The sequence below is a fragment of the Streptomyces sp. NPDC007872 genome, assembly GCF_042868165.1.
GTDB lineage: Bacteria > Actinomycetota > Actinomycetes > Streptomycetales > Streptomycetaceae > Streptomyces.
Genome location: NZ_JBIAEA010000001.1, coordinates 1,056,760 through 1,081,455, shown reverse-complemented (window position 1 = coordinate 1,081,455; position 24,696 = coordinate 1,056,760). Strand labels below are relative to the sequence as shown.

Annotated in this window: 20 protein-coding genes and 1 pseudogene; 5 read left to right on the top strand and 16 right to left on the bottom strand. The window is 73.2% G+C overall.

From position 1 onward, the window contains the following. Window positions 1–9 precede the first annotated feature (9 nt). The 4 genes from ACFYNX_RS04390 to ACFYNX_RS04375 form a co-directional block, all read right to left on the bottom strand. Window positions 10–213, bottom strand: a complete 204-nt coding sequence (locus tag ACFYNX_RS04390) for an acyl-CoA carboxylase subunit epsilon (protein WP_125663683.1) — start codon at window positions 211–213, stop codon at window positions 10–12. 16 nt (window positions 214–229) lie between these two features. Continuing rightward, window positions 230–1,813 (bottom strand): acyl-CoA carboxylase subunit beta, encoded by a 1,584-nt coding sequence (locus ACFYNX_RS04385; RefSeq protein ID WP_388657504.1) that lies wholly within the window; start codon window positions 1,811–1,813, stop codon window positions 230–232. 257 nt (window positions 1,814–2,070) lie between these two features. Next, a complete protein-coding gene (locus ACFYNX_RS04380) occupies window positions 2,071–5,940 on the bottom strand; it encodes an endo-alpha-N-acetylgalactosaminidase family protein (RefSeq protein ID WP_388657501.1) in 3,870 nt (1,289 codons plus the stop codon). A gap of 130 nt (window positions 5,941–6,070) precedes the next feature. Beyond that, window positions 6,071–6,580, bottom strand: a complete 510-nt coding sequence (locus tag ACFYNX_RS04375; RefSeq protein WP_125663676.1) for a hypothetical protein — start codon at window positions 6,578–6,580, stop codon at window positions 6,071–6,073. A 226-nt stretch (window positions 6,581–6,806) separates the two neighbouring features. Between ACFYNX_RS04375 and ACFYNX_RS04370 the strand changes: the two genes are divergently transcribed. Beyond that, window positions 6,807–7,418 (top strand): YceI family protein, encoded by a 612-nt coding sequence (locus tag ACFYNX_RS04370; RefSeq protein WP_388657498.1) that lies wholly within the window; start codon window positions 6,807–6,809, stop codon window positions 7,416–7,418. 108 nt (window positions 7,419–7,526) lie between these two features. Here the strand turns inward: ACFYNX_RS04370 and ACFYNX_RS04365 are convergent, their stop codons facing one another. Then, complete coding sequence (locus ACFYNX_RS04365) at window positions 7,527–8,684, bottom strand: serine hydrolase domain-containing protein (RefSeq protein WP_365549276.1); 1,158 nt, start codon at window positions 8,682–8,684, stop codon at window positions 7,527–7,529. 168 nt (window positions 8,685–8,852) lie between these two features. On the opposite strand from ACFYNX_RS04365, the gene dnaN reads away from it, so the two are divergent. Then, on the top strand, window positions 8,853–9,956 hold the full coding sequence (gene dnaN / locus ACFYNX_RS04360; RefSeq protein ID WP_388657496.1) for a DNA polymerase III subunit beta: 1,104 nt from the start codon (window positions 8,853–8,855) through the stop codon (window positions 9,954–9,956). A 77-nt stretch (window positions 9,957–10,033) separates the two neighbouring features. Here the strand turns inward: dnaN and ACFYNX_RS04355 are convergent, their stop codons facing one another. The 7 genes from ACFYNX_RS04355 to ureA form a co-directional block, all read right to left on the bottom strand. Continuing rightward, window positions 10,034–11,389 carry a hypothetical protein gene (locus ACFYNX_RS04355; protein WP_388657493.1) on the bottom strand — a complete coding sequence of 452 codons (1,356 nt, stop codon included), beginning with the start codon at window positions 11,387–11,389 and terminating at the stop codon, window positions 10,034–10,036. Between the two features lie 51 nt (window positions 11,390–11,440). Then, window positions 11,441–13,057 (bottom strand): citramalate synthase, encoded by a 1,617-nt coding sequence (gene cimA / locus ACFYNX_RS04350; RefSeq protein ID WP_388657490.1) that lies wholly within the window; start codon window positions 13,055–13,057, stop codon window positions 11,441–11,443. A 282-nt stretch (window positions 13,058–13,339) separates the two neighbouring features. Next, window positions 13,340–14,671 (bottom strand): MFS transporter, encoded by a 1,332-nt coding sequence (locus tag ACFYNX_RS04345; RefSeq protein WP_388657487.1) that lies wholly within the window; start codon window positions 14,669–14,671, stop codon window positions 13,340–13,342. A gap of 75 nt (window positions 14,672–14,746) precedes the next feature. Further along, the gene (locus ACFYNX_RS04340) at window positions 14,747–15,292 is read right to left on the bottom strand and encodes a TetR/AcrR family transcriptional regulator (RefSeq protein ID WP_388657841.1); all 546 of its coding nucleotides are present in this window, start codon (window positions 15,290–15,292) and stop codon (window positions 14,747–14,749) included. A gap of 125 nt (window positions 15,293–15,417) precedes the next feature. Continuing rightward, a complete protein-coding gene (locus tag ACFYNX_RS04335) occupies window positions 15,418–16,434 on the bottom strand; it encodes an agmatine/peptidylarginine deiminase (protein WP_388657484.1) in 1,017 nt (338 codons plus the stop codon). A gap of 12 nt (window positions 16,435–16,446) precedes the next feature. Next, window positions 16,447–18,129 carry an urease subunit alpha gene (locus ACFYNX_RS04330; RefSeq protein WP_365549259.1) on the bottom strand — a complete coding sequence of 561 codons (1,683 nt, stop codon included), beginning with the start codon at window positions 18,127–18,129 and terminating at the stop codon, window positions 16,447–16,449. After that, a complete protein-coding gene (gene ureA / locus ACFYNX_RS04325) occupies window positions 18,129–18,857 on the bottom strand; it encodes an urease subunit gamma (RefSeq protein ID WP_388657481.1) in 729 nt (242 codons plus the stop codon). The genes ACFYNX_RS04330 and ureA overlap by 1 nt, the downstream gene beginning before the upstream one ends. 158 nt (window positions 18,858–19,015) lie before the next feature. Between ureA and ACFYNX_RS04320 the strand changes: the two genes are divergently transcribed. Beyond that, window positions 19,016–20,440, top strand: coding sequence for a cytosine permease (locus tag ACFYNX_RS04320; RefSeq protein ID WP_365549253.1), 1,425 nt, complete (start codon window positions 19,016–19,018; stop codon window positions 20,438–20,440). Window positions 20,441–20,443: 3 nt separating this feature from the next. On the opposite strand, the gene ACFYNX_RS04315 is transcribed toward ACFYNX_RS04320, so the two are convergent. From ACFYNX_RS04315 to ACFYNX_RS04300, 4 genes and pseudogenes are all read right to left on the bottom strand, one after another. Further along, window positions 20,444–21,532 carry a branched-chain amino acid aminotransferase gene (locus ACFYNX_RS04315; protein WP_365549250.1) on the bottom strand — a complete coding sequence of 363 codons (1,089 nt, stop codon included), beginning with the start codon at window positions 21,530–21,532 and terminating at the stop codon, window positions 20,444–20,446. 261 nt (window positions 21,533–21,793) lie between these two features. Beyond that, window positions 21,794–22,834, bottom strand: coding sequence for a 3-isopropylmalate dehydrogenase (locus tag ACFYNX_RS04310; protein WP_388657477.1), 1,041 nt, complete (start codon window positions 22,832–22,834; stop codon window positions 21,794–21,796). Window positions 22,835–22,915: 81 nt separating this feature from the next. Next, window positions 22,916–23,053, bottom strand: a complete 138-nt coding sequence (locus tag ACFYNX_RS04305; protein WP_365549309.1) for a hypothetical protein — start codon at window positions 23,051–23,053, stop codon at window positions 22,916–22,918. Window positions 23,054–23,386: 333 nt separating this feature from the next. Then, window positions 23,387–23,497, bottom strand: a pseudogene (locus ACFYNX_RS04300) (LysR family transcriptional regulator); the annotation flags it as partial. Window positions 23,498–23,550: 53 nt separating this feature from the next. Here ACFYNX_RS04300 and ACFYNX_RS04295 point away from each other — a divergent pair. Together ACFYNX_RS04295 and ACFYNX_RS04290 are read left to right on the top strand one after the other, a co-directional pair. Further along, a complete protein-coding gene (locus tag ACFYNX_RS04295) occupies window positions 23,551–23,892 on the top strand; it encodes a PadR family transcriptional regulator (RefSeq protein ID WP_383433645.1) in 342 nt (113 codons plus the stop codon). After that, window positions 23,889–24,674 carry a hypothetical protein gene (locus ACFYNX_RS04290; RefSeq protein ID WP_388657474.1) on the top strand — a complete coding sequence of 262 codons (786 nt, stop codon included), beginning with the start codon at window positions 23,889–23,891 and terminating at the stop codon, window positions 24,672–24,674. Before ACFYNX_RS04295 ends, ACFYNX_RS04290 begins: the two co-directional genes overlap by 4 nt. Window positions 24,675–24,696: the final 22 nt, after the last annotated feature.

Sequence of the window (24,696 nt, the reverse complement as noted above, 5' to 3'; positions counted from 1 at the left end):
CGGCGGCGGTCAGCGCCAACTGTGCGGGGCGCGGAAGCCGTGCTCGCGCTCCAGGCGGCGCCAGCCGGCGGCGGTGCGGCCGCGGTGGGCGCCGGCGGTGTCGGCAGCGGGCTGGGCGGCGGCGCGGGCGAGGAGGACCGCGGTGATGGCGGCGAGCTCCTCGGGGTCGGCGTGGCCCTTCTCGACGCGCAGGAGATTGGCGGGAGTGGTCATGGGAAGCGGGCTCCTCTTACTGCGGCGGGTTGCCGTGCTTGCGGGAGGGCAGGTCGGCGTGCTTGGTGCGGAGCATGGCCAGGGAGCGGATGAGGACCTGGCGGGTGTCGGCGGGGTCGATGACGTCGTCGACCAGGCCGCGCTCCGCGGCGTAGTACGGGTGCATCAGCTCGGCCTTGTACTCCTTGACCATGCGGGTGCGCATGGCCTCGGGGTCCTCGGCCTCCGCGATCTGCTTGCGGAAGATCACGTTGGCGGCGCCTTCGGCGCCCATGACCGCGATCTCGTTGGTGGGCCAGGCGTACGTCAGGTCGGCGCCGATGGACTGGGAGTCCATCACGATGTACGCGCCGCCGTAGGCCTTGCGCAGGATCAGGCTGATCCGGGGCACGGTCGCGTTGCAGTAGGCGTAGAGCAGCTTGGCGCCGTGCCGGATGATCCCACCGTGCTCCTGGTCGACCCCGGGAAGGAAGCCGGGGACGTCCAGAAGGGTGATGATCGGGATGTTGAAGGCGTCGCACATCTGGACGAAGCGGGCGGCCTTCTCGCTCGCCTCGATGTCCAGGACGCCGGCCAGCGTCTGCGGCTGGTTGGCGACGATGCCGACGACCTGGCCGTCGAGCCGGGCCAGGGCGCAGATGATGTTGCGGGCCCAGCGCTCGTGGACCTCCAGGTAGTCGCCGTCGTCGACGAGCTCCTCGATGACCTTGTGCATGTCGTACGGGCGGTTGCCGTCGGCCGGGACCAGGTCGAGCAGGACGTCGGAGCGGCGGTCGGCCGGGTCCTCGGAGGGGGCGGCCGGGGGGTTCTCGCGGTTGTTCTGCGGGAGCATCGACAGGAGGTAGCGGACCTCCGCGATGCAGGTCTCCTCGTCGTCGTACGCGAAGTGCGCCACGCCGCTCGTCCCGGCGTGCACGTCCGCGCCGCCCAGGCCGTTCTGGGTGATCTCCTCGCCGGTGACCGCCTTGACGACGTCCGGGCCGGTGATGAACATCTGCGAGGTCTCGCGGACCATGAAGACGAAGTCCGTCAGGGCGGGGCTGTAGGCCGCGCCGCCGGCGCACGGGCCGAGCATGACGCTGATCTGCGGGATGACGCCCGAGGCGCGGGTGTTGCGCTGGAAGATGCCGCCGTATCCGGCGAGGGCGGAGACGCCCTCCTGGATGCGGGCGCCGGCGCCGTCGTTCAGGGAGACCAGCGGGGCACCGGCCGCGATGGCCATGTCCATGATCTTGTGGATCTTGGTGGCGTGGGCCTCGCCGAGGGCGCCGCCGAAGATCCGGAAGTCGTGGGCGTAGACGAAGACCGTGCGGCCCTCGACCGTGCCCCAGCCGGTGATGACGCCGTCTGTGTACGGCTTCTTCGCCTCCAGGCCGAAGCCCTGCGCGCGGTGCCGGCGCAACTGCTCGACCTCGTTGAAGGAACCAGGGTCGAGGAGGAGCTCGATGCGCTCGCGCGCGGTCAGCTTGCCCTTGGCGTGCTGCGCCTCGGTCGCCCGCTCGCTCGGGCCCGCCAGGGCCCGCTCGCGCAGGACGTGCAGCTCGGCCACGCGGCCACGGGCGTCGGCGGGCTCGCTCGAGATCTGGTCCACAACGGTCATGTACCGACCCTACGAAGTCGGACAAGAAAACCTTGCCGTCGACTCCGTACAGTCTCGCGTGTCGATTCCTGGCGGGGCCGGACAGAAACGTGCCCTGTACGTCCTAAGTCAACAGCCGGACACCCCTTGTGTTTGTAGGGGTTCGACATAGACCTCGACGGGGGACGCGCGTCGGCGGGCGGCACCCACCGTACCGGGGTGCCGCCCGCCTTCTTCGCTTCCCTACAAGTCCCCTCCGCCGGAAGGGGCCGTACGGGCTACCCGCCGCAGTGGAAGCGGGCGCTCCCCCAGTCGGCGTGGTCGTTGCCGTTGCCGTCGCCGCCGTCGTCGGCCACCAGGTCGACGTAGGACGCGCCGGTGACGTCGGCGGTGAGGGACCAGGCGGGGTCCGCGGCCTTGAGGACCGGGGACTTCGCCTTCTCCGCGCCGTCGGCGAGGACGGTGAACCGGACGCTGCCCCGGCCGGTCTGGGTGTCGTCCACGCCGACCTCGGCGGTGAAGGAGGCGCACCGGCCGCCGAGGTAGTAGCGGACGGTGGCGGGGGCGTGGGTGCCCAGGCCCTTGGCGTGGGGCACTCCCCCGATCCTCAGCGGGGAGCCGTCCCCGGCGGCGGTCCCGCCGTTGGAGAGGTCGCGCTCGACGGGTCCCCAGCCGCTGGCCGCCGAGGTCCAGTCGTGGTCGCTCGCCCAGGTGTCGGCGGTGGGCGGCGGGGGCAGGGTGCGGACGGTGGCGGCGGCGGTCAGCCTCCGCCCGCTCCCGCCGGCGGTGTACGCGAGGGAGGCGGTCAGCGGGTACGACCGGTGGGCGGCGTCCACCGGCGGGGTCACCTGCCAGGTGGCGGTGGCCTTCGCGCCCGCCGCGACCGTGCCGAGGTCGACGGGCGCGGCCGGTTCGGCGGTCCAGCCGTCCGGCAGGGCGAGGGCGGCCCGCGCGCCGGTGACCCCGTCGGCCTCGTCGTTGCCGAAGGTGACCGTGACCCGGTTCGGGCGGCCGGGCTCCAGGGTCTCGGGCGCGGCGACGGCGAGGGTGCCGCAGGCGGCGCGTTCGGGGGCCGGGCCGAGGTCGGTCACGGTGAAGTCGTCGAGGACGAAGTCGGCGCCGTCGGGGGCGTCGGCGCGCTTGCGCAGACCGGTCCAGGTGTCGCCGCAGCCCGCCGTGACGGTCTCGGTGAAGTGCCCGGTGGTCCGCTGCTGTCCGAGGGGGGTGCGCCGGGTCTCGACGGCCGCTCCGGTGCCGGTGGTGCGGTCGTAGCCGGTGACCCACTCGTACGCGCCCGCGTGGCTGGACTGGTAGGCGTACTCCACGCGGTACTGACGTCCGTCCTTCAGGGGGACGGTCCAGGGCGCGGTCCGGTAGACGAGGCCGCTGTTCTCGTCGTGCGACTTGAGGGACTCGGCGCCGCCGATGACGTCGTCGACGAGCTTCCCGTTCCAGCCGGCCCGGGTGTAGGGGGCGTGGAGCTGGGCGATGTGGGTGCGCGGGTCGTTCGTGCCGCCGGCGTCGCCCTTGAGGAAGGGGCCCCAGCCCTGGTCGACGGCCTCGAAGTCCTCGTACGCCGTGGTCCCCTCCCTGGCGGCGGGGTCGTTGGCGACGATCCGGACGTCGTCGATGCGGACGGTGGCGGGGCTGCCGCCCGCGGCCCCGATCCTCAGGGTGGTGGCGCCGCGCGGCGCGGTGAAGGTGACCTTGGCGCGCTGGAGGCGGGTGTCGTTCCAGTCGGAGGCGGCGATCCGGTTCTGGAGCGGGGAGCGCTCGACGGTGACGGACGCGCCGCCGACGGAGAGGGTGGTGGGGCGGGTCTTCCCGGGTTCGACCTCGATCAGGGCGGAGGCGGTGTACCGCTCGCCAGGGGTGAGGCCGGTGAGCCGCTGGCCGATCGAGGCGGCGGCGGTGCCGGTGAGCTTCGCGCTGGTGCGGCCCTGCCCGTCGGTGTCGCGGGCGACGGTGCCGGTCTTCGTCCAGGCGGTGAGCTCCGCGTCGTTGAAGCCGGGGTCCTTCACCGGGGTGCCCCGGCCCCACCGCGGGTCGGCCTGGGCGGGGGCCTTGCCGGGGTAGAGGACGTAGGCCTGTCCGGCGGCGGCCTCCAGGGTGACCTTCCCTCCGGCGGGCCGTACGGTGGCGGTCTTCACGCGCCCGTTGTCGGTGAGCCGGTACACGGTGTACGAGCGGGTGCCGGGCGGGACCTGCCAACTGGTCGTGCCGCCGGACTCGTTGTAGTGGTAGAGCTTCTCGCCGCCGTCCCAGGGGAGCAGGTAGCTCTTGCCGTCGAGGACCTTGCGGCCGTTCTCGTAGAAGGTGCGGCGGCCGTCCTCGACGGTGCCGCGGACGCCGCCGGTGAAGGTGATGTCGTCGCCGTTCCAGCGGGTGATCTTCTGCTGCTGGAGGTACTTGGCGGGCAGGTTGCGCTGCCAGACGTTGGCGGTGAAGGCGTTCCAGTCGGTCTCGCCGGTCCAGCCCTCGAAGTCGACGAGGGCGGTCTGGCCGAGGACCGGGTGGTCGTTCCAGACGTCCTTCTCGCCGTTGCGGATGAAGCGGATGATCTGCGAGTTGAGGCCCTTGTTGGTGGCGCCGCCGTAGTCGAGGTCGTTGGCCCAGTGGGACCAGAGGGAGGAGCGCTCGAACTTGTCCGCCCACTCGGTGGCGACGTTCCAGCCCTGCGCCCGGACGGCCCGCATCGTCTTGTCGGCGATCCAGCCGTGCGTGTAGTAGACGTCGATGTAGAGCGTGGAGAGGTTGGGGTCGGTCTCGTCGCGGAGCTGCTGGAAGCGGCGGGCGAGGTCGCCGCTGTTGATGTCCCGGCGCTGGTCGATGTAGTAGCTCTGGTTGAGCCAGTTCCAGCCGGGCTTGGTCCTGTCGACGAGCGTCTCGCTGAAGTTCTTCGCCTCGGGGTAGGACTCGGTGGCGTTCACGTGGACGCCGAAGCCGGCGTTCCACTTCTTGCCCTCCTTGAGGAGGGTGTTGAGGTCGGCGAGGCCGCCGGCACGCTGGTTGTAGTTGCCGCCGTAGTCGGGGTGGGCGGAGTCGTGGCCCTCGGAGCCGTACCCCTTGAGCAGGGCGAACTGGCCGAGTCCGTCGGTGGCGAGCGAGATCCGCTTGACGTCGTCGAGGGTGCGCAGGAAGGGGTGGGTGGCCTGGGAGGCGAAGTTGAACGGGATGTGGGCGACGACCCGGCCGGGGGTCCGCTCGCTGCCGGGGGCCTTGATCCCGATCGTGCGGAAGGCGACGGCGCCGTCCTGCCAGTCGACGGTGCCGTCGGCGTTGGCGTCGGGGGTGACGACGACCTTGGCCCAGGGCAGGTCGTCGCCGCTCTCGGGCTCCGGGGCGCCCTCGCCGCGGTGGGTCCACTGGCCGGACCAGACGCCGACGCGGGTCTCGGTGCCGTTCTTGCGGGCCTGGTGCCAGAAGCGGGCGCCGTCGCGGGCGGAGGCGCCGGAGGGCTTGTCGTAGCTGGAGTTGGACTCGACGGCGGCGGCGAGGCGGCCGGTGTGGACGATCGCGTACGAGGCGCCGGCGGGGCCCGCCTCGGCCGGGGTGGCGTCGGTGACCCGCGTGAAGACGTCGGCGGTGCGGGTGGAGTCCGGGTCGAGGCGGGTGAAGGCGGTCGCGGCGCCGCCGGCGTCCGAGGAGCCCACGGAGACCAGGTCGTGGCCGGGTATGTCGATCGTCCCGACCCGGAAGGCCTCGGTGTCGCGGACGGCGGTGATCCGGAAGGTGGTGGTCCGGCCCTCGACGCCCAGCCGCGCGTCGATCTCGACGCCGGGCAGGTCGGGGAAGACGAGGGTGTACGCGGCGGAGGCGGGCTTCAGGACGGGGGCGGCCTTGGTCCGGACGGGGCGGGCGGTGCCGTTGAGGACCACCTCGGTGACCGGGGCCGTACTGCCGAGGAGGCGGGCGCCGCTCGCGCGGTCGGTGTACGAGAGGACGCGGGGGAAGTCCTCGGCGACGGCGACGGAGAGCTGCCGGGAGGCGAGGACGGCGCCCGTGGAGGTGTCCGCGGCGGTCCCGGCGGGCGGGGTCCGGGGGTCGGCCAGGGCGGGTCCCGCCAGGGCGAACACGGCGGAGGAGGCGACGGCGAGCGCGCAGGCCGCACGGATCCTGCGGCCTCGTGGCGAGTGAGGGAGGGGCATGCGCACCAGTTGGCCCCGGGCCCGGCGGCACCGTCAACGAGATCGCGCCGCACGGGCCCCTCCAGTCCAACAACCCCCTTCGGTTAGTCCAAGTGGACTCCGGAGGGGGCACGTCGGGCCGCGTACGGGGTCAGCAGCCGCCGCAGTTGTAGAAGGTCACGTCCCAGTGGTTGCCCTCGTCGGCGTAGACGTTGCCCGCGCCGGACTTCCACTGCGGGGCCCCGTCACCGCGCACCCCGATGTAGGCGAAGGTGTTCTTGACGTAGTTCGTGAGGCAGGTGGCCTTGCCGAAGTCGAGCTTGTAGCCGTTCCAGTGGGAGTACGTGCCGCTCGCGTGCCCGGTCTCGGTGCCGCCGGTGATGTTGAGGGCGCAGCCGCTGGCGCTCTTGAGGGTCTGGGCGCCCTGGGCGCTGGCGAGGTTGAGCTGGTCGAAGGACGTGCAGGTCGCGACGTTGCGGTTGGAGCAGCCGCCGGACGAGGACCAGGTGATCCCGGAGGACCGGAACATCGAGGTCGCGGTGGCGTGGCTGATCTTGGTGACCGCGTGGGCCTCGCCGGCGGAGGCGAGGACGCCGACGCCGGGCGCGAAGAGCGCGCCGAGGACGAGGGCGAGGGCGGTCAGGACGGAGCGGAGCTTCATCGGGGGTTCCTCCTGCTGGTGACCGTGAGGGGGTGGGGACGGCGGTGCAGGTGGTGCGGAGGGCGCAGGGAGATGGTGCCGCAGTTCTACGCGCGTCCGGAAGGGGGCCTCGGCGCTTTCCCGGGGACTTCCGGGTGAACATCTTCCGGAGATGTTGAAAGTTGAACGGAAGGGGGTTACAGTCATTCTCGTTGAAGGTTCAACCAATTCCGAGCAAGGAGCAGTCATGGGTCTCTTCGGCCGCAAGAACACCGAGTCCGCCACCGCCGTCGCCACCCTCCCGGTGGACCCGGCCCTGGCCGCCCTGACCGGCGACTACACCATCGACCCCGCCCACAGCAGCATCGGCTTCACCGTCCGCCACGCCATGGTCACCAACGTCCGCGGCACCTTCGCCGAGCACGAGGGCACGCTGAAGCTGGACGGGACGGACCCGGGCGCCTCCACCGCCTCGATCGACGTGCGGATCGCCTCCGTCGACACCGGCATCGCCGACCGCGACGGCCACCTGCGCGGCGGCGACTTCTTCGACGCCGAGCGGTTCCCGCTGATGACCTTCCGCTCCACCCGGGCCGAGCAGCTCGGCGGCGACGCGTACCGGATCACCGGCGACCTGACCATCAAGGACGTCACCCGGCCGCTCTCCATCGACCTGGAGTTCAACGGCACCGCGAGGGACGTCTACGGCAACGAGCGCGTCGGCTTCGAGGGCTCCGCCGAGATCCTGCGCTCCGAGTGGGGCCTGACCTGGAACGCGGCCCTGGAGACCGGTGGCGTCATGGTCAGCGACAAGGTCAAGCTGAGCTTCGACATCTCCGCGATCAAGAACGCCGCCTGATCCCCCGGCCCCGAGGCCGCACGAGCGCGCCCGCCCTCCGCAGCGGTACGGCGGACGGCGGGCGCTCGGCGTCTCCGGGCCCCGGCGCCCCTACGGCCCGGGGTCCCTTCAGGCGGCCTTCGCCGCCGCCTCCACCACCGCCGGAACCAGGCGGTCGTTCTCCGGCGCGCCCGGGCCCGCCATGAAGGCGAAGCGGCGGCGGGCATAGCCGTAGGCGAGGCCGGTGGACGGGTCCGCGAAGGCCTGGGAGCCGGGGGCGCCGCTGTGGCCGACCGCGCCCGCGCCCAGCGACGGGTAGCGGGTGGCGAGCGGGACGAACCCGAGCCCGAAGGCGTTCTCCGAGCCCGTGACGAGGTCGGTGCCCGCCGAGTGGATCCGGGCGAACTCGGCCAGGGTGCCGGGGGCCAGGAGCGGGGGCCGGCCGTCCAGCTCGCCCGCGATCGCCGCGTACATCCGGGACAGGCCCCGGGCGGAGCCGACACCGCCGCCGGAGAGCGGCGCCCGCGCCCGTACGGCACGGCTGTTGGCGTACGCGACGTCGTCGAACGGCGGGTCGGCGTGCAGGTCGAAGGCGACGGCGAGGAGGCTGTCGGGCGCGACCGGGTGCTCCGCGAGGAGCGCCCGCTGCTCGGGGGTGGGGACCAGCGGCAGGGCCGTGCGGAAGCGGGGTTCGAGCTCCTCGGGCAGGCCCAGGTGGTAGTCGAGGGCGTACGGGGCGCGGACCCGCTCCTCGAACAGCTCCCGGACCGTCCGGCCGGTGGCCCGCAGGACCACCTCGCCGACCAGGGCGCCGAAGGTGAGGGCGTGGTAGCCGTGCCCGGTGTCCGGCTCCCAGAAGGGGCGCTGGCCCGCGAGGCGGGCGGCGGTCCCGCGGTCGTCGGCGAGCTCCTCCAGGGAGAGGCCGCCGTCCGCGCCGATCACCCCGGAGCGGTGGGCGAGGAGCTGGCGCAGGGTGATCTCCCCCTTGCCCTCGGCGGCGAACTCGGGCCACCAGGAGGCGACCGTGCGGTCGAGGTCCAGGGCGCCGTCCTGGACGAGGAGGGCGACGACCAGGGCCGTGGCGCCCTTGGAACAGGAGTAAAGGGCGAGCAGCGAGTCCCCGTCGACGCCGTCGCCGCCCCAGAGGTCGACGACGAGGCGGCCGCGGTGGTGGACGGCGAGCTGCGCGCCGCCGTCCCGCGCCTCGTCCGCGGCGATGCCCGCGAACACCTCCCGTACGGACTCGAAACCGGGCTCCACCGTGCCGTGGACGTGGACGTCGTTCATCGCGCCTCTTCCCCTGCGGGCCGCCGCCGCGGCCGTGGTCGTGTCGGTCGTGCCAGTCGTCTCCTCCGACCGTAACGGCCGCCACTGACAACGGAGTCGGCGCCGGGACGGCCGGGAGCGGACCCGCGGGCCGGGGCGTTGTCAGTGGCGGCCGTTAGCGTCGGCGCCATGGAATTCCGTATCGACAGCGCCGTGTTGACCGACGCCGTGGCCCGGGCCGCGCGCGTCCTGCCGGCCCGCTCCCCGATGCCCGTCCTCGGGGGCCTGCTCCTGGAGGCGACGGAGGACGGGCTGCGCGTCTCGGGGCTCGACCACGAGGCCTCGGCGCGGATCGAGGTCGGGGCCGAGACGGTCGCCGGGGGCCGGGCGCTGGTCCTGGGCCGGCGGCTGCTCGACATCTGCAAGGTGCTCCCCCGGGGCCGCGCCGGGCTGGCCGTGGAGGGCGCCCGCCTCTCGGTGACCTCGGGCGACGCCCGGTTCGGCCTCTCGCTGCTGCCGCTCGACGACCATCCGGCCCCGCCGCCGCTGCCCGAGGTGCTCGGCCTGGTCGACGGGGACGCCTTCGCGGCGGCGGTCGGCCAGGTGGCGGTGGCGGCGGGCCGGGACGACTCGCTGCCCGTCCTCACCGGGGTGCGGCTCTCCCTGGACGGGCCGGTCATGACCCTCGCCGCCACCGACCGCTACCGGTACGCCGTCCGCACCCTGGAGTGGAAGCCCGGGGCCGGGGCGGAGGCGGCGGACGCCGACGTGGTCGTCCCGGCCCGGCGCCTGGCCGAGATCGCCCGCTCCCTCGCGGGCGCGGGCCCGGCCCGGATCGCGCTCGACTCCGGCTCCCTGGGCTTCGAGAGCGGCGGCATGCGGACCACCACCCGGCTGCTCGACGGTCGGCTCCCCCGTCACGACAAGCTCTTCGCCCTCGGCGAGCACGCCCTCGCGGTCACCGGGCGGGTCCCGCTGACCGAGGCCGTGAAGCGGGTCGCGGTCGTCGCGGAGGGCGACAGCCCGGTCCAACTGGCCTTCTCCCCCGGGGGGCTGCACCTGCGGGCGGGGTACGAGGACGACGTGGCGTCCCAGCGGCTGCCGGCCTCCCTCACCGGGGCGGACGCCCTGACGGTCGCCTTCAACCCCGGCTACCTCCTGGACGCCCTGACCTCCCTGGACAGCCCGGAGGTCCGCTTCCACCTCCTGGGCCCCGGCCAGCGGGCCCTGCTCACCGACGGCCCGGACCCGGCCCACCGCCATCTGCTGATGTCGGTCAAGCCGCTGGTCTGAGCTCCCCCGACCGGCCAGGGGGTGTCTCGCCGGTCATGCCGGGCTCGCGGTGTCCGGCCCGGTCGACAAGACACCCCCTAGAAGCCGCCCCCGCCGTCGAAGCCGCCGCCCCCGCCGAAGTCCCCGCCGCCGCCGAAGCCGCCTCCGTCGAAGCCGCCCCCGCCGTCGAAGCCACCGGACCCGAAGTCCCCGGCGGAGAAGTCGCCGCCCTGGAAGTCGCCGCCGCCGTACTCGGAGGCGTAGGCCGGGGTGGAGAGCATCGAGCCGAGGACGGTGCCCATGAGGAGGCCGGGGAGCAGGCCGCCGCCGAAGTAGCCGCCGGCCCAGGGGCCGTAGGCGGGTCCCGCCTCCCAGTAGGGGCGGCGGCCGGCCTCGGTGTCGACCGTGCGGACGGCGGGGTCGAGGCCGTCGTCCAGGCGGGCCGCGTCGGCGGCGCAGACCGGGACCTCGCGGGCGGTTCCGCCGGCCGGGGTCCAGAGCCGGTCCCCGGTGGAGGGGCCGTGGCGCGGGTCGAAGAAGCAGGGGGCGCGCCGCTCGGGCAGCGGGCGGTGCTCGCGGCGGGAGGCCAGGACGGCGAGGGAGAAGCGGCCGTCCTCCAGGGCCTCGGTCACCCCGCGCACGTCGTGCGGGCGGGTGGCGGAGCCCATGAGGGACTTGGCCCGGTCGTAGGCGTCGAGGGCGCGCTCGTAGTCGCCGCGCATGGCGTCGTCGGCGCCGGCCTCGGCGGGGTGGAAGTCGAGGCGGTCGAGCTCCTCGCCGAAGGCGGTGATGTCCTCGTCGACGACGACCCGGAGCTTCTCCAGGGCGGCCCGCTCCTCGGCCTCCTTGCGGAGCCGGTTGCGGCGGACGACCGCGTAGGCGCCCGCGCCGCCCGCGACGACCACGCCGGCGAGGACGGCGAGTCCGGCGACCGGCACTCCCGAGTCGGAACCGGCGGAGCCCCAGGAGGAGGGGGCGGAGCCGCGCAGGGCGGGCAGGGCCTGGTCCACGAAGGCGTTCAGCTCGGTGGCCGCGTCCACGCCCGGCGTACGGACGGAGGCGGCGAGGTTCCGGACGGCCGCCGGGGACATCACGCGGGGATCGACCCCGGCGTCGAACCGGTCGCCGAGCCGCACGGCGTACAGACCGGTGGCGCCGGTCTGGGCCCGCAGGTTGTCGATGAGCCCCTGCGGCGGGAACTGGGCGTTCGCGGGCAGCACGGCCACGAAGAGCGGCTTGTCCGCGTCCTCGATCTTCCGCGCGAGGGCGTCCGCGTCGGCCTTGGAGAGCTGACCGGCGGCGCCGGGGTCGACGTAGACCGGGCCCTGGCGCAGGGCGGCGGCCGCGTCGGACACGCCCGTGGCCCTGGCACCCGCGGCGGGCACCAGGACCAGGAGCAGCAGCAGTATCAACCCGCCGAGAGCCGCGGGGCGGGCGAGCGACCTGGTCCTCATACGTCGACGCTACCCGAACGGCGTCGAACAGAACATAAAAGGCCAAGGCGACTATTCGGCGGGATCGACTCCCGCTCTCAGCAGGCCGTAGGTGAAGGCGTCCTCCAGGGCCTGCCAGGAGGCGGCGATGACGTTCTCGCCGACGCCGACCGTGGACCAGTCGCCGTTGCCGTCGCTGGTGGTGACCAGGACCCGGGTGGTGGACTCGGTGCCGTGGCGGCCTTCCAGGATGCGGACCTTGTAGTCGGTCAGCTCGAACTTGGCGAGCTGCGGGTAGATCCGCTCCAGGCCGACCCGGATCGCCCGGTCGAGGGCGTTGACCGGGCCGTTGCCCTCGGCGGTGGCGACGATCCGCTCGCCCTTGGCCCAGAGCTTCACGGTGGCCTCGTTGGCGTGGGTGCCGTCGGGGCGGTCCTCGACGATCGCCCGCCAGGACTCCGTACGGAAGTAGCGGCGGGCCCGGCCCTCGGCCTCCTCGCGCAGGAGCAGCTCGAAGGAGGCGTCGGCGGCCTCGTACGTGTAGCCCTGGAGCTCGCGCTCCTTGACCCGCTCGACGACCCGGGCGACGAGCGCCCGGTCGCCGCCGAGGTCGACGCCCAGCTCCTTGCCCTTGAGCTCGATGGAGGCGCGGCCGGCCATGTCGGAGACCAGCATCCGCATGGTGTTGCCGACCAGCTCGGGGTCGATGTGCTGGTAGAGGTCGGGGTCGACCTTGATGGCGGAGGCGTGCAGTCCGGCCTTGTGGGCGAAGGCGGAGACGCCCACGTACGGCTGGTGGGTGGAGGGGGTGAGGTTGACGACCTCGGCGATGGCGTGCGAGATCCGGGTCATCTCGGCGAGGGCGCCCGCGGGCAGCACCCGCTTGCCGTACTTGAGCTCCAGGGCCGCGACGACGGGGAAGAGGTTGGCGTTGCCGACCCGCTCGCCGTAGCCGTTGGCGGTGCACTGGACGTGGGTGGCGCCCGCGTCGACGGCGGCGAGGGTGTTGGCGACGGCGCAGCCGGTGTCGTCCTGGGCGTGGATGCCGAGGCGGGCGCCGGTGTCGGCGATGACGGTGGCGACGACGGCCTGGACCTGGGCGGGGAGCATGCCGCCGTTGGTGTCGCAGAGGACGACGACGTCGGCGCCGGCCTCGTGGGCGGTGCGGACGACGGCCTTGGCGTAGTCCGGGTTCGCCTTGTAGCCGTCGAAGAAGTGCTCGCAGTCGACGAAGACGCGGCGGCCCTGCTCGCGCAGGTGGGAGACGGTGTCGCGGACCATCTCCAGGTTCTCTTCGAGGGTGGTGCGCAGGGCCAGTTCGACGTGCCGGTCGTGCGACTTGGCGACCAGGACGACGACCGGGGCGCCGGAGTCGAGGAGGGCCTTGACCTGCGGGTCCTCGGCGGCGGTGCCGCCGGCCCTGCGGGTGGCGCCGAAGGCGACGAGCTGCGCGTTCTTGAACGCGATCTCCTGGCGGGCGCGGGCGAAGAACTCCGTGTCGCGGGGGTTGGCGCCGGGCCAGCCGCCCTCGATGAAGCCGACGCCGAAGTCGTCGAGGTGCCGGGCGATGGTCAGCTTGTCCGCGACGGTGAGGTTGATGCCCTCGCGCTGCGCCCCGTCGCGCAGCGTCGTGTCGAAGACGTGGAAACTGTCGTCGAGGGGTGAGGCCTCGGCGTTCTCCGTGGTCATGGCTGTCATGGCTCCTGTCGGATGTGGCTCCGGAAGGTCTGGCTCCACTTGCCCCCATTCTCGCGCCGCCTCCGTCTCCGGCGTGGGTGGGGCCGGAAAACGAAAAAACCCCTCGCGGGTGCGAGAGGTCTGCGCGCGGGTCTGGGGCACGGTGTCCGCCGGCGTGGGGGTCGTTCCACGCCTCAGCGGCCACTGCGGACCGGCGCGCCGCTGCCGATAATCATCGTGGTAGCAGGCACGCCGGAAGTCTGGCACAGGTGGCCGCCCCGCGGGGCGGGGATCTCACGATACGGGCAGGCTGTCCGGTTTCCGTCCGGTCGCCGCGCCGTCGCCGCCCTTCCCCACCCGGCCGAGGTCGATGTCGCGGGTCTCGCGCATCGTGAGGTAGACGACCAGGGAGACGGCCGCGCAGCCGGCCACGTACCAGGAGAAGCCCGACTCGATCCCGGCGTTCTTGAACCAGAGGGCCACGTACTCGGCGGTGCCGCCGAAGAGGGCGTTGGCGACGGCGTACGGGAGGGCGACGCCGAGGGCGCGGACGCCGGTGGGGAAGAGCTCGGCCTTCACGCAGGCGTTGATCGAGGTGTAGCCGGTGACGACGAGGAGCGCGAGGAGGGAGAGGCCGAGGGCCGGCCAGAAGGAGCCCGCGTGCCGGAGCATCGCCATGATCGGCACGGTGAGGAGGGTGGAGCCGACCGCGAAGGTGATGAGGAGGGGGCGGCGCCCGATCCGGTCGGAGAGCCGGCCGGCGAGCGGCTGGAGGCAGGCGAAGACGATCAGGGCGCAGAAGGAGACCAGGGTGGCGGTCCGCTTGGGGAGCCCGGCGGAGTTCGAGAGGTACTTGGTGAGGTAGGTGGTGTACGTGTAGTACGCCACGGTTCCGCCCATGGTGAGCGCGACGACGAGGAAGGCCTCGCGGCGGTGCGCCCAGAGGGCCCTGAGGGTGCCCTGCTGTCCGCGCTCGACGCCGTCGCCCGCGGACTCCTCGTAGACCTCGGTCTCCAGCATGGTGCGGCGCAGGTAGAAGACGACGGCCGCGCCGAGGGCGCCGACGACGAAGGGGATCCGCCAGCCCCAGGAGTGCAGGGCCGCGTCGGAGAGGGCCTGCTGGAGCAGGAGCAGCAGGCCGAGGCCAAGGACCTGGCCCGCGGTCATCGACACGTACTGGAAGCTGGAGGCGAAGCCGCGGTGCTCGGGGGCGGAGGCCTCGGTGAGGTAGGTGGCGCTGGCCGCGTACTCGCCGCCGACGGAGAGGCCCTGGAGGAGGCGGGCGACCAGGAGGACGGCGGCGCCGCCGTATCCGGCGACGGCGTAGGTCGGGGCGACGGCGATGAGGACGGCGGAGGCGGACATCAGGGTGACGGTGAGGGTGAGGGCCGCCTTGCGGCCCCTGCGGTCGCCGACGCGGCCGAGGAGCCAGCCGCCGACCGGGCGCATGAAGAAGCCGACGGCGAAGATGCCGGCGGTGTTCATGAGTTTGGCGGTGTCGTCGCCCTCGGGGAAGAACGCCCCCGCGAAGTAGGTGGCGAAGCTCGCGTACACGAACCAGTCGAACCACTCGACCATGTTGCCGGCGGAGCCGACCCAGATCTTCTTCCAGTGCTCTCGTCCCATGGGCAGGAACCGTGCCGGAGCACCGGCCCGGCCAACAAGGGTGCCGGGGACAACGATCCTGTGTACTTGCGTGCGTTACGGTCGCGCGAGCAGCTCCTGCTCGACGAACTCCCTTACGTGTTCGAGGACTTGGCCCCTGCCCGTGCCGGGGATGCCGACGGCGACGTGCACGCTGAAGCCGTCGAGCAGGGCCCGCATCCGGGTGGCGAACCGGTCCGGGTCGACCGGCCGGAACTCGCCGCGCGACACGCCCTCGGCCAGGATCGCGACCAGGTCCCGGTGCCAGGCGCCCTCGACGGCGGCCTGGCGGGCGCGGGCGTCGCCGTCGGCGTTCCGCGAGCGGTTCCAGACCTCCAGCCAGAGCGTCCAGTGCGGGTCGCGCGGCCCCTCGGGCACGTACACGTCCACGTATCCGTCGAGCCGCTCGCGGACGGTCCCGGGCCGGGAGAGCAGGGCACCGCGCCGGGCCCCGAGCCGTCCCTCGCTCCACTCCAGGGTCTGGAGCAGCAGCTCGTCCTTGGTGCGGAAGTAGTACAGCAGGTGCCCGCTGCTCATCCCGACCTGCCGCCCGAGCCCGGCCATGGTGAGCCCGTCGAGCCCGCGCTCGGCGATGGTCCCCATGGCGGCGGCGAGCACCTCCTCGCGGGGAGGCGCGGCCTGGTTGCGGCGACGGGGGTGGGACGGCGGGCTGCTGCTCTGACTCACTCGTACGTTCTACCTGATGACGGGCCCGGGAGGTCCGGCCGTCAGACCTTCGGCTGCTGCTGGGTGATGCAGTGGATGCCGCCGCCGGCCGCGAAGATCGTGCGGGCGTCGACCGGGACGACCTCGCGGTCGGGGAAGAGGCGGCGGAAGATCTCGGCGGCGAGTTCGTCGTGGGGGTCGTCGAAGGCGCAGAGGACCACGGCGCCGTTGCACAGGTAGTGGTTGATGTACGAGTAGTCGACCCAGTCGCCCTCCTCGTCCTTGAGGACGGTGGGGGCCGGGACCTCGATGACCTCCAGGGGGCGGCCCTGGGCGTCGGTGGCGGCGCGCAGGACGCTCGCGTGGGTCCGGGAGCGCTCGTAGTCGGGGTGGGCCGGGTCCTGCTGGCTGTGGACGAGGACGGTGCCGGGGCGGGCGAAGGCGGCGACGATGTCGACGTGGCCCTGGGTGCCGTACGTGCCGTAGTCGGCGGTGAGGCCGTGCGGGAGCCAGATCGCCTTCGTGGTGCCCAGCCTGGTGTGGATCTCGGCCTCGACCTGCTCGCGGGTCCACTCCGGGTTGCGGCCGGAGCCGAGCTGGACGGTGTCGGTGAGGAGGACGGTGCCCTCGCCGTCGACGTGGATCGCGCCGCCCTCGTTGACGAGCGGGGAGGAGAGGACGGGGACGCCGACGGCGTCCGCGACGTGGCGGGCGATCTTGGAGTCGTGCTCCCAGCGAGCCCAGTCCTGGGCGCCCCAGCCGTTGAACACCCAGTCCACGGCGGCCAGTCGGGTGCCGTCCGTGACGAAGGTCGGGCCGATGTCCCGCATCCAGGCGTCGTCGAGGTCGCGCTCGACCAGGTCGACGTCCTCGCCGAGGAGCGCGCGGGCGCCCTCCGCGTCGCCGGGGGCCACGACCATGGTGACCGGCTCGAAGCGGCGGACGGCGCGGGCCACCGAGGCCCAGGCGGTGCGGGCGGCGGCCAGCTCCTCGTCGTCGGTGAAGGTGGGGTTCGGGCCGGGCCAGGCCATCCAGGTGCGCTCGTGGGGCGTCCACTCGGCGGGCATGCGGTACGTCATGGTCAGCGGGTCCTAGAGGAAGTAGAGGCGGTTGAGGGAGACGGACTCGACCGCCTCGGAGCGGATCGGGGAGCCGTCGAGCGAGACGAGGCCGGTCCGGTCGTCGACCTGGACGTCGCCGACGCGGGAGTTGAGCCGCAGGTCGGCCGGGCCGATGCCGCGCGTGCCGCGCACGGCGACGCGCCGGCGGCGGGTCGGCATCCGGTCGGCGCCGAGGTCGACGGCGGCCTGCGCGACGAACGCCACGGAGATGTCGGCGGCGGTGGCGCCGTGGGCGCCGAACTGCGGGCCGAGGACGAGCGGTTCGCAGGTGTCGGTGGCGGCGTTCGGATCGCCCACGACCCCGTACGCGGGGAAGCCCGCCTTGAGGACGAGCTGCGGCTTGGCGCCGAAGAACTCGGGCCGCCACAGCACGATGTCGGCGAGCTTGCCGGCCTCGATCGAGCCGATCTCGTGCGCGAGGCCGTGGGCGATCGCCGGGTTGATGGTCAGCTTGGCCATGTAGCGCAGGACGCGCGCGTTGTCGTCGTGCGCGCCGTCGCCCTCCAGGGGGCCCAGCTCTGCCTTCATCTTCCCGGCCATGGCGAAGGTCCGGCGTACGGTCTCGCCGGCCCTTCCCATCCCCTGCGCGTCGGAGGAGGTGATCCCGATCGCGCCGAGGTCGTGCAGGACGTCCTCCGCGCCCATCGTCCCGGCCCGGATCCGGTCGCGCGCCATGGCGGCGTCGCCGGGGAGGTCGGTCTTCAGGTCGTGGACGGAGACGATCATCCCGTAGTGCTCGGCGACCGCGTCGCGGCCGAAGGGCAGGGTGGGGTTGGTGGAGGAGCCGATGACGTTCGGCACGCCCGCCATCTTCAGGACGTTGGGGACGTGTCCGCCGCCGCAGCCCTCGATGTGGAAGGCGTGGATCGTGCGCCCCTCCAGGACGCGCAGGGTGTCCTCCACCGACAGGCACTCGTTGAGGCCGTCGCTGTGCAGGGCGACCTGGACGTCGTGCTCCTCGGCGACCCGCAGGGCGGTGTCGAGGGCGCGGGTGTGGGCGCCCATGTCCTCGTGGACCTTGAAGCCGGACGCGCCGCCCTCGGCGAGCGCCTCGACCAGGGGCGCGCCGTCGGAGGACGAGCCGCGGGCGAGGAAGCCGATGTTGACGGGCCAGGCGTCGAAGGCGTTGAAGGCGTGCTTGAGGGCCCAGGGGGAGTTGACGCCGACGCCCCAGACGGGGCCGAACTCCTGGCCGATGACGGTGGTGACGCCGGAGGCCAGGGAGGCCTCCATGATCCGGGGCGAGAGGAGGTGGACGTGGGTGTCGACGGCTCCGGCGGTGGCGATCATGCCCTCGCCGGAGACGATCGAGGTGCCGGTGCCGACGACGACGTCGACGCCGTCGAGGGTGTCGGGGTTGCCGGCCCGGCCGATCGCGTGGATCCGGCCCTCGCGGATGCCGATCGACACCTTGCGGATGCCCTGGACGGCGTCGATGACCAGGACGTTGCTGATGACGACGTCGCAGGTCTCGCGGACGGCGGCGGCCTTGAGGTGGAGTCCGTCGCGGGCGGTCTTGCCGAAGCCGGCGAGGAACTCGTCGCCCGGCTTCTGGGAGTCGGACTCGACCCGGACGACGAGGCCGGAGTCGCCCAGGACGACGCGGTCGCCGGCGCGGGGGCCGTGCACGGAGGCGTACTCGTAGGGGTCCATCAGTTGTCCCCGCCCTTCTCGTCGGTCTTCTCGCCGGCCCCCCGCTCGTGCGGGACCCCCAGGTAGCCGCAGGCCGCCGCGCGCCGCAGGGCCTCCTCCTTGGCGCCGGGCGCGTCCAGCGGGCCGTCGACCAGGCCCGCGAAGCCGATGGCGACGCGGGCGCCGCCGATCGGCACGAGCCCGACCTCGGCCGCGCCGCCCGGGTCGAAGCGGAAGGACGCGCCGGCCGGGATGGCGAGCCGCATGCCGTAGGCGGCGGCCCGGTCGAAGTCCAGGCGCGGGTTGACCTCGAAGAAGTGGAAGTGGGAGGTGACGCTGACCGGGACGGTCGCGGTGTTCCGTACGGGGAGGGTGAGCGCGGGCTCGGTCTCCGGGTGGGCGGGGCCCGGCCGCAGCGCGCCGGGCGCGTCCGGGCCGAGGCCGCCCCCGCCGATCGGGTCGGAGACCACCGCGAGGCGGGAGCCGTCGTCGAAGACGGCCTCGACGTGGATCTCGGTGACCACGTCGGCGACGCCGGGGAGGACGTCGTCGGGGCCGAGGACCGAGCGGGCGGCCTCGATCGCCTCGGCGAGTCGCTTGCCGTCGCGGGCGGCCTCGCAGACCGTGTCCGCGACGAGCGCGGTCGCCTCGGGCACGTTGAGCCGCAGCCCGCGGGCCCGGCGGGCCCGGGCGAGCTCGGCGGCGCCGAAGAGCAGCAGCCGGTCGCGTTCCGTGGGGGTCAGTCGCACGTTCCGAACACCTCCTGTTTGAGCGACACTCTAAATGTTGAGACGCCGGGTTCCAAGCATTGACGCGGGGTACGGGCACAGGTCACATTGAGCGCCACTCTAAAAGCCGCCCGCCAGTCCCCTCTTTCCGCTCTCCCCCCAGCTCCCCAGGAGGCGCCATGCCGATAGAACAGCGCGGAGTCGACACCGTCCCCGAGGCCGAACGCACCAGCGGCCCCCGCGACCTCGTCTCGATCCTGCTCGGCTCCAACCTCTGCCTGGGGGTGATCGTCTTCGGCTGGCTCCCCGTCTCCTTCGGCCTGGGCCTGTGGGCCTCGGTCACCTCCGTCGTCACCGGCACCCTCGTCGGCGTCGCGGTCACCGCCCCGCTCGCGCTGGTCTCCCTCCGCACCGCGACCAACCTCTCCACCTCCTCCGGCGCCTTCTTCGGCGTCCGCGGCCGGCTCGTCGGCTCGGTGGTGGGGCTGCTGCTCTCGCTCGGCTACACCGCCCTGACCCTCTGGATCGGCGGCGACGTCGTGGTGGGGACCCTCGCCCGGCTGACCGGCCTGCCCACGGGCGGCGCCGCCCACGCCGTCGTCTACGCGCTGCTCGCCGCCTGCACGGTGGTCGGCGCGGTGTACGGCTACCGGCTGCTGCTGCGGCTGAGCAAGGCGCTCGCGGTCGTCATGACCGCGCTCCTCGCCGTCGGCCTGGTCGCGTACGCCGGGGACGTCACGACGGCGGCGGTGCCGGACACCCCGTACCTCCTGGGCTCCTTCTGGCCGACCTGGCTGCTCTCGGCGGTGGCGGCGGGCCTCAGCGGGCCGGTCGCCTTCATCACCCTGCTCGGCGACTACACCCGGTACGTCTCCCCCGAGCGGTACAGCCCCCGGACCGTGTGGCGGGCGACCTGTCTGGGCCTGGTCGTGGGCCTGCTCGTCCCGCAGCTCTTCGGCACGTACACGGCGCTCGCGGCCCGCGGGGCGCTCGACTACGCCGGTCCGCTCGTCGCCGCCTCGCCCGGCTGGTACCTGGTGCCGCTGCTCGTCGCGGCCACGGCCGGCACCGTCGGCAACGCCGGTCTGATGCTGTACTCCATGGGGCTCGACCTGGACGCGATCCTGCCCCGGGCCACCCGGGCGCGCGCCACCCTCGTGGTCGCGGCGGTGGCCACGGCCTTCGTGTTCCTCGGCCACTTCGCCTCGGACGCGCAGACGGCGATGACCTCGTTCGTGCTGCTGCTCACCGCGATCGGCACCCCGTGGGCGGTGATCACCCTGATCGGGCACGCGCGCTGCGGGGGCGTCTACGACCCGGAGGCGCTCCAGGTCTACAACCGGCGCTCGCGCGGCGGGATCTACTGGTTCTCGGCGGGCTGGCACCCGCGCGCCACCGCCTCCTGGGCGATCGGCGCGGCGGTCGGCCTGGCCGCGGTGTCGACGCCGCTCTACGAGGGGCCGCTGCTCGCCCTGACGGGCGGGATCGACTGCAGCTTCGTGCTCTCGGGGATCGCGGGCGGCGCGCTGTACGCCGTACTGACGCCGAACGGGGCCCCCGGGACCGTGACGGCCCCGGAGACCCCGGTGCGGGTGGAGCCGTAGGGACTAGCCCAGCTCGTGCATCCAGCCGTGGGTGTCCGCGGCCCGGCCGGTCTGGACGGCGAGGAGCGCCTCGCGCAGCTTCATCGTGACCGCGCCGGGCTCGCCGCCCGACTGGGTCCACTCGCCGCGCTCGGACTTGACCGTGCCGACGGGGGTGATGACGGCGGCGGTGCCGCAGGCGAAGACCTCGGTCAGGGTGCCGTTCTCGCTGTCGGCCTGCCACTGGTCGATGGAGACGCGGCCCTCCTCGGCCTCCAGGCCCAGGTCGGCGGCGAGCCCGAGCAGCGAGTCGCGGGTGATGCCGGCGAGCAGCGAGCCGGTCAGGGTGGGGGTGATCAGCTTGTTCCCGTACACGAAGTACAGGTTCATGCCGCCGAGCTCCTCGACCCACTTGTGCTCGACGGCGTCGAGGTAGGCGACCTGGTCGCAGCCCTTGGCCGCCGCCTCGGCCTGCGCGAGCAGGGAGGCCGCGTAGTTGCCGCCGGTCTTGGCGTCGCCCATGCCGCCGGGGACGGCGCGGACGCGGTTCTCGGAGAGCCAGATGGAGACGGGCTTCACGCCGCCGGGGAAGTACGGGCCGGCCGGGGAGGCGATGACGACGAAGAGGTACTCGCTCGCCGGGCGGACGCCCAGGCCGACCTCGGTCGCGATCATGAACGGGCGCAGGTAGAGCGAGGCCTCGCCGCCGTGCTCCGGGACCCACGCCTTGTCGTGCTGGACGAGGACGTCACAGGCCTCGACGAAGGTCTCGACGGGCAGCTCGGGCATGGCCAGGCGGCGGGCGGAGGCCTGGAAGCGGCGGGCGTTGGCGTCGGGACGGAAGCTGGCGACCGAGCCGTCGGGACGGCGGTAGGCCTTCAGGCCCTCGAAGATCTCCTGCGCGTAGTGCAGGACGTTGGTGGCCGGGTCGAGTGCGAGCGGGCCGTACGGGACGAGCTGGGCGTCGTGCCAGCCGCGGCCCTCGGTCCACCGGATGGTGACCATGTGGTCGGTGAAGTGGCGGCCGAATCCCGGGTTGGCCAGGATCGCCTCGCGCTCCGCGTCGGACAGCGGGCTGGAGGAGGGCTTGAGCTCGATCGTGGGCGTCGTCATGAGTGCGTGTCCTTCACCGGTCGTGTGGGGAGGACCGCGCGCGTACGCCACCGTCGGAGACGTTCGTCCCCGGCGGGGTGGACGTCCGGGCATGCCCGCATGCCGCGGCCCCACGTTCGATTATCGCTCGCGGGGACCGGTGCGGGAAACGGGTGTGCGCGGTCCGGGAGGGAAGAGGGTGCGCTCCCGGTGGCCGCGCAGGAGACAGCCGCCGGGCGCCGTGCGACCCGGCGGCTGCTGTCTGGTGTCAGTCGGCGCGGGTCAGCTCGCTACTCGCGCGGCGAGCGCGTCGCCGATCTCGTCCGTGGTGCGGACGGCGTCGCCGCGCTCGGTGAGGTCGGCGGCGACGGCCTCCTCGACGCGGACGGCCTCGGCCTCGTGACCGAGGTGGCGCAGGAGGAGGGCGACGGAGAGGACGGTGGCCGTGGGGTCGGCCTTGCCCTGGCCCGCGATGTCCGGCGCGGAGCCGTGGACCGGCTCGAACATGGACGGGAAGTCGCCGCTCGGGTTGATGTTGCCCGAGGCGGCGACGCCGATGCCGCCGGAGACGGCCGCGGCGAGGTCGGTGATGATGTCGCCGAAGAGGTTGTCGGTGACGATCACGTCGAAGCGGGCCGGGTCGGTGACGAGGAAGATCGTCGCGGCGTCGACGTGCAGGTAGTCGGTGGTGACCTCGGGGAACTCGGCGGCCACCCGGTGGAAGGTGTCCGTCCAGAGGTGCCCGGCGAAGGTCAGCACGTTGTTCTTGTGGACCAGCGTGAGCTTCTTGCGCGGGCGGGCCTGGGCGCGGGCGAAGGCGTCCCGGACCACGCGCTCGACGCCGAAGGCGGTGTTGACCGAGACCTCGGTGGCGACCTCGTGCGGGGTGCCCTTGCGGATGGTGCCGCCGTTGCCGGTGTACGGGCCCTCGGTGCCCTCGCGGACCACGACGAAGTTGATCTCGGGCTGGCCGGCGAGCGGGGTGGCGACGCCGGGGAGCAGCTTCGAGGGACGCAGGTTCACGTGGTGGTCGAAGGCGAAGCGGAGCTTCAGGAGGAAGCCGCGCTCCAGGACGCCGGAGGGCACCGACGGGTCGCCGATGGCGCCGAGCAGGATGGCGTCGTGCTTCTTGAGGGAGTCGAGGTCGGCGTCGGTGAGGGTCTCACCGGTGGCGTGGTAGCGCTCGGCGCCGAAGTCGTACTCCTCGGTCTCCAGCTTCACGTCCTGGGGAAGCACGGCCGAGAGGACCTTGAGGCCCTGGGCCACGACCTCCTGGCCGATGCCGTCGCCGGGGATGACTGCGAGATCGATGCTGTGAGACATGTCGGCACCCTACTGGTCGTCCCATCGTCTGACACGTCACGTCCACCATGTGGACGAACGTCCGAGGCGGGACGCCGTGGTTCAGTGACCGGTGGAGCCGCCGTTGTCGCGGCGGTCGAGGGCGCGCTGGAGGGCGGCGGCGGCGTTCTGGCGGGCCTCGTCGGCGGGACGGGCGGAGTGGCGGACGCGGCGGGCGGCCTGGGCGGCGATGGGGGCCATGGGGATCGACTCCTTGAGATCAGTGGTGATCCGACGTGCGGAGATCTGCGACGTACGGGACCGGCGGTGGACCGCGACCGGTGACGGCCGGAGACCTGCGACGGCCGGAGACCGGTGAAGGTCGGCGACGTGCGGGGATCAGTGGTGATCGAAGGCGCCGGAAGGGGCGGGGAGCGCCGCCGCGGGGGTTGCCCGCACGAAGGCATCGCGCTCTCGACCGCCATTCGCTGATGGAGCGAGACGTTCGGCTCCTACAAAGCTAGGGCAGGGCGCCGCATCTGTCTCCACAATTACTCGGACTTCCTACTATCTGAGACGGTGGGGCACCGAGGGTCACTCCCCGACGGCCCGCAGCTCCCGGATCAGGGCCCGCACGGCGGGGGAAGAGGCCGGCTCGGGCGTGGTGACGCAGCCCACCGCACGCGTCGGGCGGTCCGGTCCGACTCGGCGCACCCACCTAGGTTGTTTTCCTATCTAGGTAGTGATGAGATGTGCCCATGGCCGCAGACCGCAGATCCAGTTGGCTCAAGGGAGTCCTCGACCTGCTCGTCCTCTCCTGCCTGACCGACGGCGAGAGTTACGGGTACGAGATCGCGAAGGCGCTCGCCGGGGCGGGCCTGGGCGAGATCAAGGGCGGGACGCTCTACCCCGTGCTGAACCGCCTGGAGGAGGCCGGTCTGGTGGAGGCCGAGTTCCGCGCCGCCGAGCGCGGGCCGGGCCGCCGCTACTACCGGCTCACCGGGCCGGGCCGGGAGCACCTGGCGGCCGAGGGCGCGGCCTGGAGCGAGTTCCACCGGGCCGTACGGACGCGACTGCACGCAGGGGGAGCAGCACCATGACCACCGACGCCTACTTCGAGGAGCTGACGGGCGCGCTGCGCGCGGCGGACGTGCCCGGGGAGCAGATCGACCGGACCGTCGCCGAGCTGCGCGGGCACCTCGCGGAGACGGGGACCGCGCCGGAGGAGGAGTTCGGGCCCGCCGCGCGGTTCGCGGCCCGGCTCGGCGGGCTCGCCCCGGCCCCCGGGGAGCCGGACGGGGCGGCGGAGCACTGGACGTGGACCGCGGACCTCTTCAACGACCGCCGGATGCTGGCCGTCCACGGGGACCAGGGGTGGGAGGTGGAGTCCCTGGACGCGGTCGGCCGGTTCGTCTGCCGCCGGGTGCCGGGGGCCGCGCTCGCCTGGGAGTACCGGCGCGAGGTGGTCACGGACCGCCGCCGCGCGCAGGTCCTGGAGGAACTGGAGCCGGAGGGCTGGGAGTTGTGCGGCGAGTGGCTGACGTACGGCTACTTCAAGCGCCCGAAGGCGGCGACCACGGGTCCCGAAGGGGGCCTGGAGGCGCTGCCGGCCCGCCCGCACGGATGGCTGTTCCTCAGCCGTCGGGGCAAGGCGTTGCTGGCGGTCTGGGCGCTCGCCGTCCTCGCCTGCCTGGGGGTGGCCCTGAGCGGCCTCGGACTGCCGGGCTACACGATCGCGCTGCTCGGCTTCGGCTGCGCGATCGGCATGACGTACACGGCGAAGAAGGAGACGGAGAAGGGCCGGGTGCACGCGGACCGCACGGCGGCGGAGAAGGGCCGGGTCCACGCGGACCGCACGGCGGCGGAGCGCGACGGGATCTGACCCCCTCCCTCCTGTCACCCCC

Excerpts from the sequence above, each read along its gene's own strand:
- cimA (WP_388657490.1), bottom strand. The coding sequence starts at position 13,057 with ATGACCACGGAGAACGCCGAGGCCTCACCCCTCGACGACAGTTTCCAC.
- ACFYNX_RS04345 (WP_388657487.1), bottom strand. The coding sequence starts at position 14,671 with ATGGGACGAGAGCACTGGAAGAAGATCTGGGTCGGCTCCGCCGGCAAC.
- ACFYNX_RS04390 (WP_125663683.1), bottom strand. The coding sequence starts at position 213 with ATGACCACTCCCGCCAATCTCCTGCGCGTCGAGAAGGGCCACGCCGAC.
- ACFYNX_RS04305 (WP_365549309.1), bottom strand. The coding sequence starts at position 23,053 with ATGGCCCCCATCGCCGCCCAGGCCGCCCGCCGCGTCCGCCACTCCGCC.
- ACFYNX_RS04365 (WP_365549276.1), bottom strand. The coding sequence starts at position 8,684 with ATGAACGACGTCCACGTCCACGGCACGGTGGAGCCCGGTTTCGAGTCC.
- ACFYNX_RS04330 (WP_365549259.1), bottom strand. The coding sequence starts at position 18,129 with ATGGACCCCTACGAGTACGCCTCCGTGCACGGCCCCCGCGCCGGCGAC.
- ACFYNX_RS04295 (WP_383433645.1), top strand. The coding sequence starts at position 23,551 with ATGGCCGCAGACCGCAGATCCAGTTGGCTCAAGGGAGTCCTCGACCTG.
- ACFYNX_RS04370 (WP_388657498.1), top strand. The coding sequence starts at position 6,807 with ATGGGTCTCTTCGGCCGCAAGAACACCGAGTCCGCCACCGCCGTCGCC.
- ACFYNX_RS04335 (WP_388657484.1), bottom strand. The coding sequence starts at position 16,434 with ATGACGTACCGCATGCCCGCCGAGTGGACGCCCCACGAGCGCACCTGG.
- ACFYNX_RS04310 (WP_388657477.1), bottom strand. The coding sequence starts at position 22,834 with ATGTCTCACAGCATCGATCTCGCAGTCATCCCCGGCGACGGCATCGGC.
- ACFYNX_RS04290 (WP_388657474.1), top strand. The coding sequence starts at position 23,889 with ATGACCACCGACGCCTACTTCGAGGAGCTGACGGGCGCGCTGCGCGCG.
- ACFYNX_RS04375 (WP_125663676.1), bottom strand. The coding sequence starts at position 6,580 with ATGAAGCTCCGCTCCGTCCTGACCGCCCTCGCCCTCGTCCTCGGCGCG.
- dnaN (WP_388657496.1), top strand. The coding sequence starts at position 8,853 with ATGGAATTCCGTATCGACAGCGCCGTGTTGACCGACGCCGTGGCCCGG.
- ACFYNX_RS04380 (WP_388657501.1), bottom strand. The coding sequence starts at position 5,940 with ATGCCCCTCCCTCACTCGCCACGAGGCCGCAGGATCCGTGCGGCCTGC.
- ACFYNX_RS04355 (WP_388657493.1), bottom strand. The coding sequence starts at position 11,389 with ATGAGGACCAGGTCGCTCGCCCGCCCCGCGGCTCTCGGCGGGTTGATA.
- ACFYNX_RS04385 (WP_388657504.1), bottom strand. The coding sequence starts at position 1,813 with ATGACCGTTGTGGACCAGATCTCGAGCGAGCCCGCCGACGCCCGTGGC.
- ACFYNX_RS04315 (WP_365549250.1), bottom strand. The coding sequence starts at position 21,532 with ATGACGACGCCCACGATCGAGCTCAAGCCCTCCTCCAGCCCGCTGTCC.
- ACFYNX_RS04340 (WP_388657841.1), bottom strand. The coding sequence starts at position 15,292 with ATGGGGACCATCGCCGAGCGCGGGCTCGACGGGCTCACCATGGCCGGG.
- ACFYNX_RS04320 (WP_365549253.1), top strand. The coding sequence starts at position 19,016 with ATGCCGATAGAACAGCGCGGAGTCGACACCGTCCCCGAGGCCGAACGC.